Source organism: Undibacterium sp. Di26W (genome assembly GCF_049340265.1).
Lineage (GTDB): Bacteria > Pseudomonadota > Gammaproteobacteria > Burkholderiales > Burkholderiaceae_D > Undibacterium.
The window spans coordinates 155,647-168,070 of the sequence record NZ_JBMPOR010000013.1; the positions used below are offsets into that span (position 1 = coordinate 155,647).

The following is a 12,424-nucleotide window of genomic DNA, read 5'->3' on the forward strand; positions in this document are numbered from 1 at the left end:
GCTTTGAATGCCTTCATTACGTTACATAATTGCCTTATCCGACATAATTGCTCAGCCTTTGTTCAGAAGATGACAAGAACTCGTATAAAATTGATCTTGCATGAACAGCAAAAGCACAGCACCACTCGTATGGAGACAAAATGGCGGAAGTGGAATTATTGTATAAGAATCAGGTAATGCTGTTCACACAGACCTTTTTCATAAAGGACAACAAAAACGAATTATTACTGTGTGCGCACAAATACGATTTCGACATCCTGTTTTTTGTCCAGATGAGCGACTTCGTCATGGCGGTGCAAAGTTCCGAAGGTAACAATCTGTTTGTGATTGACCTGGATGTGCTTTACAACATGCAGGACGACATGCAGCACAATCGTCGTCAAACCATGTTCCTCGGTGATTTGCTGCAACGCCTGCCTGCCGATAAAAATTACATCTTTCTGCAAACGGTACGTCAGGGTGAACGTTTCCTGCTGCAACAAAAACTGGTCAACAGCAATTGCCTGGCCTATGCAGAAAAACCGATTGCCAATGAAGTGCTGGTCGACAAACTGTTCAATATTTTTGCCCAGAATAACCGGGGTGAATCGAATACCGTTGTCTATCTTGGCGACAAGCCTATGCTCGATATCGACTTGCTGGCGGCCAACCAGATAGAATTGTTGCATTATCAGGATGCCCGCTCGCTGCATGTGCGCGTCAAGGAAGTACAACCGGATGTGGTACTGATAGAAGAAGCGCAGTACCTGCAGACCGAGGCATTGGTTCGCGTGCTGAAGAAAAACATAGAATTTGATCCTGGCCGTGAAATCATACTGCTGCAAAGCAGCCAGAACCCAGCCCTCGCCCGCCACGCACTGGATAGCGGTTTTGATGAAATACTGACGCCAAATGATGCCGATGTCCTGACCCGTCAGTTAGTCAACCGCATTAATAAAATCCGCGCCAGCAAAGACCTGATCAGCCGCGACCGTGCTACCGGTCTGCTGAACAAAGTAGGCCTGCAAAAGAAAGCCCAGGAATGGATACGCCGCGCTACCAAGGAAGACAAACCACTGGCGTATGGCATCATCGATATCGACAAATTCAAAACCATCAATGACACCTGGGGCCATTATTTCGGTGATATCGTCATCAAACGCCTGTCTCTGGTCTTGTCTGCGCAACTGGGCGAACGCGACCTGTTAAGCCGCTTTGGCGGTGAAGAATTTGTCGTCGTGTTCTGGGACAGTACGCTGGAACAGGGCAAACAAAAGCTGGACGCCATGCGCGAGACTTTTGGCAAAATCACGTTTGAAGTCAAACCCCGTGAATATAAGAATTTCAGCTTCAGCGGCGGTGTCGCCGACTTCCCCGCCTGCAAGACCGAGAATGAAATGTTTTTAAAGGCAGATGCGATGTTATATCTGGCCAAGGAAGGTGGGCGGAATCAGGTCCGTATTTAGAGTAAATAATTTCGGGTAAATAATTTCGGTAAATGATTTACCTGCTATCTGCCCCGCGACGCCTCTATCTTGCCAAGCAGCCACTGCAATCCAGCCAGGTGCTGTTGATCATGGCTGCATAGATAATGAATCAGGCTACGCAAAGTCAACGGCCCGTAGCCTTCAAATTCGGCAGTACGATGCAGCTGTTCATCATGCAAATCATGGATGATAGCCATAGTTTTTAGCCTGGCTGATCGAAATGCAGCAAATACCTCAGCCACGTCCTGACTGGCGTAATCACGTTCTTTGGCCAGGGGTTCACTATCAATCGATGCCAGCAAGGGATGATGCTCATTGAGCGTGCGTTCAAAACGCAGGTGATACCCTTCTATCTCGATATCCCTGATGTGACAGACTTGTTCAATGGCAGTAAACGGCTCGCTGGGCACGCCATCCCAGGATGCAGGAGCCCAATGCTGAAAACCTTCCGGAATAAGTGAATAATGTGCCTCCAACTGCTGCGGGAAGCTTGCAAGTGCATTCAAGGTAACGGCATTCATAGTCATCATTTATTTTACGATAATCGGTTCCAGAGAATCATGCCCACCGGCCCCAAACAATTGCTGTTTGACATGCGCTAACTGATCCCTTACCTGTGCTGCTTTTTCAAATTCCAGGTTCTTCGCATGATCCAGCATGAGTTTTTCCAGGCGCTTTATTTCACGGCTGATCTGTTTCTCGCTCATGACTTCATAACGCGCCTGCTCTTGTGCCACCGCCAGCTCTTCCCGCGCTTCTTGCGGGTTATAGACGCCGTCGATGATGTCCTTGATCTGTTTGCGTATGCCAACCGGGGTAATATTATTGGCCAGGTTAAAGGCTAACTGCTTGTTGCGACGGCGTTCAGTTTCGCCTATGGCACGCCGCATGGAATCCGTCATCTTGTCGGCATACAGAATAGCCTTGCCATGCAAATTACGCGCTGCCCGGCCTATGGTCTGGATCAGGCTGCGTTCAGAGCGCAGGAAACCTTCCTTGTCCGCATCCAGTATCGCCACCAATGACACTTCAGGAATATCCAACCCCTCACGCAGCAAGTTGATGCCGACCAGCACGTCAAAGGTACCCAGACGCAGATCACGGATAATCTCTACCCGTTCGACGGTATCAATATCGCTATGCAGGTAACGCACCTTGATGCCGTTTTCCCCTAGGAATTCGGTCAACTGTTCCGACATGCGCTTGGTCAGGGTCGTAACCAGTACCCGCTCCTCTTTTTTTACACGTTCGATAATCTGATTCATCAGATCATCGACCTGTGTCAGGGCCGGACGTACTTCGATTTCCGGGTCCACCAGGCCAGTAGGCCTGACCACCTGCTCTACCGTCTGGTCAGAATGCTTGTCTTCATAATCACCCGGGGTGGCCGAGACAAATACGGTCTGGCGCAATTTACTCTCGAATTCGGCAAACTTCAATGGGCGATTGTCCAGCGCCGACGGCAGGCGGAAACCATAATCCACCAGGTTGGTCTTGCGCGCCCTGTCGCCGTTGTACATGCCATTCAACTGCCCCGTCAGTACATGTGATTCATCCAGGAACATCAGGGCATCTGCCGGCAAATAATCCACCAGGGTTGGCGGTGGTTCACCAGCCTTGGCACCACTCAGGTGGCGCGAGTAATTTTCAATGCCCTTGGTGAACCCGATCTCTGCCATCATTTCCAGGTCAAAACGGGTGCGCTGCTCTATGCGCTGCTCTTCGATGAGCTTGTTTTCACGACGGAAAAAATCCAGGCGCTCACGCAACTCTTCCTTGATGGTGTCAATGGCACGCAAGACCGTTTCTCGTGGCGTCACATAGTGCGAGCTGGGGTAAACCGTAAAACGCGGTATCTTTTGCTTGATACGCCCGGTCAGCGGATCAAACAATTGCAGGTTTTCTATTTCATCATCAAACATTTCCACGCGCACAGCCATCTCGGCATGTTCTGCCGGGAATATGTCGATCGTGTCACCACGCACGCGGAAGGTGCCGCGCCCAAAATCAACTTCATTGCGTTTGTACTGCATTTGTATCAAACGGGCAATCACATCGCGCTGGCTGACCTTGTCCTTGGCGCGCAGCGTCAAAATCATCTTGTGGTATTCGCTGGGGTTACCGATACCATAGATGGCTGACACAGTTGCCACAATGATGACATCCCGCCTTTCCATCAGTGATTTGGTACAGGACAGACGCATCTGTTCTATATGTTCATTGATGGCAGAATCTTTCTCAATAAACAAATCACGCTGCGGAACATACGCTTCTGGTTGATAGTAATCGTAATAACTGACAAAATACTCTACCGCATTGCGTGGAAAGAATTCCCTGAACTCACTGTACAACTGTGCCGCCAGGGTTTTATTAGGTGCAAAAATAATCGCCGGCCTGCCGGTTCTGGCGATGACATTCGCCATCGTATAGGTCTTACCCGACCCCGTCACCCCCAGCAGTGTCTGAAAAAACAAACCGTCACTGATTCCCTCAACCAATTGCGCAATTGCCGCTGGCTGATCACCCGCCGGCTGGAACAATTGATACAACTGATAAGGGGAATCAGGGAAACTGATAAATTTTGCTTCGTCCAGCTGTTCTGACAAAGCCACTGAATTGACTGGTGCTACCGCCATGATGCGATTACCTTTGCTAAAATAGGTGGCTGTATTATGCGATCTGCCTCATTCCAACCTTTACTGTCGGCAACGACAACTCTTTCAATATTATCACGATGACTGCTCCTGCTTCTTCCTCCCTGTTTTCTGCCATAGAAATGGCCCCCCGCGACCCTATCCTGGGCATCACCGAAGCCTTCAATGCTGACCAGAACGCCGCCAAGGTCAACCTGGGCGTAGGCGTATACTATGATGATAATGGCAAGGTGCCATTACTGGAATGCGTCAAAAAAGCCGAAGCTATTTTGATGGAAAAATTCGCCCCACGCACTTATCTGCCTATCGAAGGCCTGGCTGCCTATGATAAAGCAGTGCAGGAACTGGTGTTCGGCGCAGACAGCGCCGTCGTCAAGGAAAAACGCGCGATTACCGCACAAGCTATCGGTGGCACAGGCGCCCTGAAGCTGGGCGCTGACTTCTTGCAGCGTTTCAGCCCGAATTCTGAAGTCTGGATCAGCGATCCAAGCTGGGAAAACCACCGTGCCCTGTTTGAATCAGCCGGTTTCAAGGTCAATGCCTACCCGTATTACGATGCAAGCACCCGTGGCGTCAACTTCGCCGGCATGCTTTCCGCATTGAAATCCATGCCTGAAGGCTCCATCGTCCTGTTGCACGCCTGCTGCCATAACCCTACCGGTGCCGACCTGACCGATGATCAATGGACACAAGTGATTGAAGTCGTCAGCACACGCAATCTGGTTCCTTTCCTCGACATGGCTTACCAGGGCTTTGGTGACGGTATAGAAGCCGATGGCAAGGTTGTGCGCCGCTTTGCTGAAGCTGGCGGTGCCCTGTTTGTGTCCAACTCCTTCTCCAAGTCTTTCTCGCTGTATGGCGAACGTGTCGGTGCCCTGAGCATTGCGGCATCCAGTGCAGAAGAAGCTGCCCGCATCATGTCACAATTGAAACGTGTGATCCGTACCAACTACTCCAACCCGCCTACCCATGGTGGCCAGGTCGTGGCAACCGTGCTGGCAACGCCAGAACTGCGCCAGTTGTGGGAAGAAGAACTGGCAGGCATGCGTGTACGCATACGCGAAATGCGTACTGCTTTCGTCAGCAAGCTCAAGGACAAGGCCCCCGGCCACAACTTTGACTTCGTCATCCAGCAACGTGGCATGTTTTCGTATTCTGGTTTGACAAAAGAACAGGTTGGCCAGTTGCGTGACAAGAATTCCATCTATGCCGTTGATACCGGACGCATCTGCGTAGCCGCCCTCAACAGCAAAAATATCGACAATGTCATAGCGGCGATTACCCAGGTTTTGTAATTCGATTTGGCCAGAGTGTTGACAAACACGGGTCCGGCGCATATAATCTTTGTCTCTGTTCCCTGATAGCTCAGTTGGTAGAGCGACGGACTGTTAATCCGCAGGTCCCTGGTTCGAGTCCAGGTCGGGGAGCCACAGAATTTGAAGTAAGTAGTGAACTTAATAAAAAATCACTACAAAAAAGTTTAACGAAGATGATCAAATCTTCTATTCCCTGATAGCTCAGTTGGTAGAGCGACGGACTGTTAATCCGCAGGTCCCTGGTTCGAGTCCAGGTCGGGGAGCCAAATTTAGGAAAGAGTTACTTGCCCAGGCCAGTAACTCTTTTTTTTCCGCCCTTTTTCCGCCATGACCCATGGCACAGCCAGTCTGTCAGAATTCAAAGCTTTGTTTTTATGTACGCGGCGTAAAATCAGGTAGGCAATTCAGATAGCGGCTACTACAAAATTACCGGTTAAGGTACATCTCCGGGCCCCAAAAATTGTACAAGCCTCCCATCCCTTCCCTTCCAGGTAACGCCTTCAAGATAAGCATCAAAAAGAAAAACCCTTCTTTAACTTGGAAGCTGTTTACGATCTTAGCCATACATCATTTCTTGATCAGATGTTTTTTCCTGCATGATTGCATGCCCATTCGTTTGCTTACTGAAGTGAGCTGTCAAAGTGACCCTGTCAATTTATCTGCCCCCCCACTTCCAGGAACCGAATGCGCGGCAAGCTCATTTTTCTCCAGAAAGAAGAACAGCCCGATCAACAATGCGACCGGGCTGTGAAAGTTCTTTCTAAACCTGCTCTTTTTAAATTCTATTCTGTTCGTATCATTAAAAATACGTTTAACCGAATGGTAAGGCCACCCTCCTTTTACGCAATCAGATTACCAATCGAAATAGTACCAACCGTGCCCGTCAATTGCACAAAGAAGTCGGTACTGTCAAACTGGCTGGTATCTGAACCGGTGTTCTGAAACAGATAAGTACCTGCTGCCGAACCGCCCTGTATCGTTATCAGGTAAGCCTGGCCACTGCTATTGAGAAGGGCAGCCAGGTCACCGGCTATTACCGTCAGATAGTTGGCCGTGGTGGCAGTAGTAATGACATCGACACCCAGAGTCGCCGCGTTGACACCGGTCTTGAAGTAATCCGTACCTGTCGAGTTGAAGTTGCCTACGATGTCTACCTGATTCTTGTTAGACATATTGGCACCAGTTTCTATCAGCGTTTCAGAACCAGAACCTGAGAACTGCAGGTTGATGGTATCCACCGCTGCACCACCTGTGATGGTGGTTGAAGCAGAACTGGAACCCAGCAGGTTCAGAGTCTGGCCACCGCTACCCAGGGTAATAGTGTTGTCGCCCGTGCTCTTGGTATAGCTCAGCGTGACGCCGGCACCATCCACATTGGTAAAGCTGGCTGTACCTGTACTGCCTGCCACGTTGACGATTTCTATATTGGCGACCTTGGTGCTCAGATCAATGTTCTGGGTTGTGGTAGCGCCGATGTTGAGTGTGTCCGCGCCATTACCGCCATCCACCGTAGTCAGGAAGTTGACGATCTGGTTGGCAGTAAAGTTGAATACATCCGTACCCGTGCCACCAATGACACTAACGGCCACGTTGGCCGAGGTGAAGTTATTGGTACCGTTGGCGAGGTTGTACTTTTCTATCGTGCTGATGGCATTGAAAGTACCAGACGTTGTCAGGTTCAGGGTTTCAACTCCTGATGCATTGACGGTGCCGGTAAATTGCGACATCTGGGCGATCGTTGCCGTGATATTGGCATTATTGGTCACCGTCAGGTTTTCAAAGCCGGTGATGGTGGCATTGCTGAGGTCAGGGATGGCGGAGAAGAACGCCAGGCTATCTGTACCAGTATTACCAGCGGTATAAGTACCAAGGATGGTGACGCCATTCAGGGCCAGGCTGTTATTGCCGTTACCTAAAGACGCTGTGCTGGAAACAGTGGCGTTGATCGTCACGTTGTCATTACCACTACCACCAGTGTAGTTAACACCCGCCGTGGCAGAGTTCATATTGACGGTATTGGTACCGGTGGCACTACCTTTGACAGTCGCCGTGCCTGTCAGGGCATTGGCTGTCCAGGTAAAGCCACCCAGCGTAATACCGCTGGCATCAACATTAATCAGCGAGGTACTGCTTGCTGGCATGGTCAGGCCTGCATTGCCGCTGACATAGATGTTCTTGACCGAGTTACCGAGGATGGTCAACGTGTCATGGAAGAAACCTGTAGGCGTGGCCTGACCATCAACGGTGGTGATATTGAAAGTCTCGACGCCGGATGCCGTAATACCGGTGGTGGCAAAGGCAATAGCGGAAGTGCTGGCATCTGTCAGTGTCAGGTTGACGATATCATTGACACCACCTGCAAACGCCGCATTGGAAATGGTAAAGGCCGTGCCCGAGCCATTCAGCGTGATGTTGCCATTGCTGGGCAAGTTGCTCAATGTCAGTCCATTCGCGCCAGAGAAAGTGACGTCGCTATAGTTACCCAGGGTCTGCAAGTCTACGGTCTGATTGGTGACGCTGGTAAGCCGCAATTTTTCGAAACCAGTGACATTCGCCGCAAAAGTTCCCGAACCGGATGCGGTAGCAGCATAGGCGGCTGTCAGCACGATGGTGTCAGTACCTAGGCCAGCATTAACGACGATGGGCAACAAAGCCGTATTGGGGATAAAGGTATCGTCGCCCGTACCACCATTGATGGTGGTGAAGCCCGCCGAATTGTTGTAGGTGATGGTATTGGTGCCGTTGGCCAGGTTCAGTATCTTGACATTGCCGATGATGCCACCTGTGTTGCCGTTATTGAGGTTGACAGTACCCGCCGTGGTCAGAGTCAGGGAATCGGTATCTCCCGCATTCCCGTTGATGGTCGTGCCATTCAGGCCAGGAATGCTGGACGTGAACAGGTCATTGGCCCCCGGAACACCGTTAAAAGTGCCACCAGCAGTGACAGAAACGGTATTGGGAATGCCAAAATCACCGACAACGATAGATCCTGTCGTCCCTCCCAGTTTGATGAGAAAGTCGCTCGCATCAACCGAACCTGTGCTGCCGCCCGAATTTTGGAAAGCATAGGTACCCGCTGCCGTACCGCTGTTGACGACAATGGTATACGCCTGGCCTGTGTTAGCCAGGCCCGCACTCGCCGCTGTCGCTGCCGTGGCAATCGCCGCTGCCAGATTGCTGGTGTCGGCATTGGCTATCGTCAGGTTAACCAGAGATGTCGCCTGAATCCCGGTACTGAAACTGTCTGCACCAACCGCCTTGAAATTATTGACAGTATCAATGGCATTGATATTCGAACCAGTTGTAATCACATCTGCCCCGGCTGCGGTAGTCGACAAATTGATGGTATCGACACCGGAACCGCCAGTGATAGTCGTTGAACCTGTGCCCGTACCCAAAATATTCAGAGTCTGGCCACCAGAACCAAGAGTGATATTACTGATTGGCGTAGCAGCAGACTTGGTGAAGTTCAAAGTCACGCCAGCACCGTTTTCGTTGGTGACTGTCCATGCAGCATTGGTACCGCCAGTGACATTCACTGTTTCTACACCTATTACTTTGGTAGACATGTTCAAAGCCGCAGTAATAGCGTCAACATTGAGGGTATCGGTACCTGCATTGCCGAGAATCGTGGTGGCAGCATTGACAATGGCTGAACTGGCATTGAAGGTATCGTTACCCGCACCACCAATCAGCAATCCCAATCCACTTGCCGCAGTAAAGGTGTTGCTGCCGTTGGCAAGCACATAATTTTCCACATTAGCGTTGCCGCTGAAATTAGCAGCAGTCGTGAAGGTGACCGTCTCCGTCGCCGGTGCGTTGATAGTGACAAAGCCGCCAAATTGTGCCGCAGTCATGGTGACAGACGCATTGCTGGCGATGTTGACGATTTCAAAACCACTGACATTGGCCGCGCTGATATTGCTGCCATTGACCAAATTCAGGGTATCACTACCCGAACCGGCAACAAAGCTGCCTGTGTATGCCTTGCCTTCCATGGTCAAGGTATTATTACCGCCCCCCAGATTGACATTGCCGGCCAACATGGAACTGCCAGAGTTATTCAGGTTGACAGTATCATCGCCACTTCCCGTATTAATGGTGGAAATACCGGATGTGGTCACGGTGAAACCAATATTGGTTGCCGTATTATCGGTCGCCAGCGTCTTGATATTGGTAATGGTATTGCCGCCACCGATATTGACAGTACCACCGCCAGAGAGGGTGATGGTGTCGGAGTCACCACCATTACCATTGACGGTCGTTCCCACCAGTCCGGCCACATTGGCGGTAAAGTTATCGTTGGTGCCGGGCGTACCGTTGAATACACCACCTGTAGTCACTGCGATAGCGTTGGCGGCTCCGCCATTGCCAATGCCATTCGTTGGACTTGTACCTATCGTGCCAGAACTAGCGGTGCCACTACCAGAAAGCGTGACCGCATTCGACGTCGTGATGTTGTTGACACCGCCACCTGTCGCATTCGAAGACGAAGTCACATCATAGACCAGTGCGCCACCTGTTACAGAGATCAGGGACAAATCAATGTTATTCGCACCGGCGACATCATCCACAATCGTCAGTTGATGTGGGCCCGCGCCAGAGAACGTCAGCACCGGGCCAGTCAAGCTCAATGCAGCACGCGCAGCCACCAGTGCAGCGTACTGAGAAGCAGTGATCACAACAGCAGAGTTCGCTGTGATGTTTTCGATACCGGACAAGGTAGCGCCAGCCAGGTTGAGCGCACCGTAAGTGACCAATGTATCGTTACCTGCACCCAGATTGATGGTGTCTGTCACGATACGTGCCACGCCTGTTGCTGTAGCTTCTGTATTGAGAGCAACACCGTTTTCTGTCACGTTGTAAGTACCGGCAACATAGTTACCCAGCAACACAACGCGGTCAGCACCTGCACCCAGACTCAGGAAGTTGGCACCACGGCCCAGTGTGACGTCCAGTGAAGATTGTGCTGTCAAGGCACCGGCATCGATGGATACACCAACAGTTGCGTTCGCAACGTTGAAGTTGTCGATGGCACGAATCGTCAGACGTTCGAGGTGGGTTGTAGTGTTAGCAGCTTGGTAGCTGTCAACCAGAGCACCAACGATGGTGTCATTCAACTGGATTTGGGACACTTGGGTGATGGCTGTGTCGTTGGTCAGTTCAATGTTACCGATGTTTTTGATGCCGTTGAAGTCGCCGATGGATGCGTTGGTTGCATTACGCAGTTCGATGACGTCGTCGTTCTTTTGACTAAAGTTGCTCGTGTTGTTGTCCACCGCACCGCCGTCAATAGCGTGGGAGCCATTGAAGTTGGCATCAGTGAAGATGATGCGGTCGGCTGTACGGGATGCACCTTCTTCGCCGTTGTAGCTGAAGCGGCTAGTCGCGCTCAGGGTACGGGCGTCGATCACAACTGCACTTTCAATACCTGTACCAGCTGTGTCAGCTGTACCAGCTGCTGCACCTGTGTCATTGGCTGTGTCGTTGTCATTCACGATGGCCAGTACACCGCCGTTGTTGTTGGCAGCGATCAGGGCATCAGTCAATGTCAGACGGTAGTTACCAGCACCTGCTGTACCAGCGTTGTTGGAAGTACCGACCAGACGGATGGTTTCGAAACCAGATACGTTGGTCCATTCAGACGCGCCCAGAGCGATGGTGTCGCCCAGGCTGGCACCGGTCAAATCACCGTCGATCACCAGGGTGTCGCCTGTACCTGCGCCACCGGCTACGGTGTCGGAGATAGACAGACCAGCACGTGTGTCCTGGATGTTATCGAAGATCACGGTGTCGTTACCGGCACCCATGGTGATTTTTTGTGCGCCATTCACAGCGGAGCTAGTCGATACACGAATAGTCACGTTGGCCAGTTCTGCAGAAGCGTCGATCGTGCCAGCAACCAGTTTGACTTGACCCGCTGTCAGGGACAGGTCTTGTACGCCAGAGCCGTCTGTCAGGACACTCAGTGCGCCAGGAACTTGTACGCCTGTGGAAACGTCGAGACGGTTCAGGCCGCCATTGGCGCCAGCAGTGGTGGTATCAAAGTTGATGAAGCCAGTTGCAACGCCGGTTCCTGTTGCTGTACCGATGGTGATGGTGCCTGTGTGTGCAGCAACGCTTTGCAGGGCGATGGTGTTGGATTCAGAATCAGCATCTGTGATGATGACGTTTTCAGCCGCGCCTGTGGACAGGGTGAAGTTGAAACGTGGATCCAAGTTTTTACCATCATTGATGGTCACGCCAATGGTGTCACTGGTACCTGTGTCTGTGGCCAGACGGGCATTGATGATTGTTTGGGTGATGCCGTTGGAACCTGTGTCACTGTGCTGAACAGTAATCGCTGTGCCCTGGACCACTGTCAGTTTGTTCAGGTTGAACTGATCAATACCAGTGACTGGTGCGGAATCCAGTGGTGCGAGCAAATTGGTGTTGGAGACGTTGCGAACCAATACGCCTGTGACATCTGGCAGTTTGCTGAAGTCGAGGGATTGTGTAACGCCGTTCAACAACATTTGCACTGCTTCAACTTTGGTGACGACGCTGGAGGTGGCTGTGACGTTACCGCCATTGACCACGATCAGGGTGTCGTTGCCGTCGCCGCCAGTGATGCTGTCGCCCGCTTCGACGGTGTCAGCCAGGATGAAGGTGTCAGCACCTTTGCCGCCGATGATGGAGACGTCTTGGGTTTGACCAGATGTGTCTGCTTTACCCGTGGTGAAGATGCCGTTGCCGAGGTTGATCTGCAGGTTGCCAGTGAAGGCGGATGCATCAACAGTAGCCAGACGACCTGCTGCTTGCAGGATGCCGCCTTGGTAGTTGACGGATTCGATCGTGCCTACGGAGCTGACAACGTTTGTTGTAGAACCCAGGTTCAGGTTGGTGTTGCCTGTGATGATGACTTTACCAGCAGAGCCTGTGTCCATTGGCAGGTTCAGTGTGCCGATGAAGTTGTTGGCGCCTGCGCTGTTGACTGTCAGTGTTTCGT

At 51.4% G+C, this 12,424-nt stretch carries 5 protein-coding genes and 2 tRNA genes; 4 read left to right on the top strand and 3 right to left on the bottom strand.

Annotated elements, in window-relative coordinates:
• Positions 1–140 precede the first annotated feature (140 nt).
• A complete protein-coding gene (locus ACO0LM_RS16545; protein WP_423038357.1) occupies positions 141–1,445 on the top strand; it encodes a GGDEF domain-containing protein in 1,305 nt (434 codons plus the stop codon).
• Between the two features lie 44 nt (positions 1,446–1,489).
• On the opposite strand, the gene ACO0LM_RS16550 is transcribed toward ACO0LM_RS16545, so the two are convergent.
• Together ACO0LM_RS16550 and uvrB are read right to left on the bottom strand one after the other, a co-directional pair.
• A complete protein-coding gene (locus tag ACO0LM_RS16550) occupies positions 1,490–1,987 on the bottom strand; it encodes a DinB family protein (protein ID WP_422990531.1) in 498 nt (165 codons plus the stop codon).
• Positions 1,988–1,996: 9 nt separating this feature from the next.
• Positions 1,997–4,102, bottom strand: coding sequence for an excinuclease ABC subunit UvrB (gene uvrB, locus ACO0LM_RS16555; RefSeq protein ID WP_422990533.1), 2,106 nt, complete (start codon positions 4,100–4,102; stop codon positions 1,997–1,999).
• 98 nt (positions 4,103–4,200) lie between these two features.
• Here uvrB and ACO0LM_RS16560 point away from each other — a divergent pair, with 98 nt between their 5' ends.
• The 3 genes from ACO0LM_RS16560 to ACO0LM_RS16570 all read left to right on the top strand — a co-directional run bounded on the left by ACO0LM_RS16560 (position 4,201) and on the right by ACO0LM_RS16570 (position 5,702).
• A complete protein-coding gene (locus ACO0LM_RS16560; RefSeq protein ID WP_423038358.1) occupies positions 4,201–5,415 on the top strand; it encodes an aromatic amino acid transaminase in 1,215 nt (404 codons plus the stop codon).
• Between the two features lie 59 nt (positions 5,416–5,474).
• A tRNA-Asn gene (locus tag ACO0LM_RS16565) sits at positions 5,475–5,550 on the top strand.
• A gap of 76 nt (positions 5,551–5,626) precedes the next feature.
• Positions 5,627–5,702 (top strand) — tRNA-Asn (locus ACO0LM_RS16570).
• Positions 5,703–6,275: 573 nt separating this feature from the next.
• On the opposite strand, the gene ACO0LM_RS16575 is transcribed toward ACO0LM_RS16570, so the two are convergent.
• Complete coding sequence (locus ACO0LM_RS16575) at positions 6,276–12,362, bottom strand: hypothetical protein (protein ID WP_423038359.1); 6,087 nt, start codon at positions 12,360–12,362, stop codon at positions 6,276–6,278.
• Between the last annotated feature and the right edge of the window lie 62 nt (positions 12,363–12,424).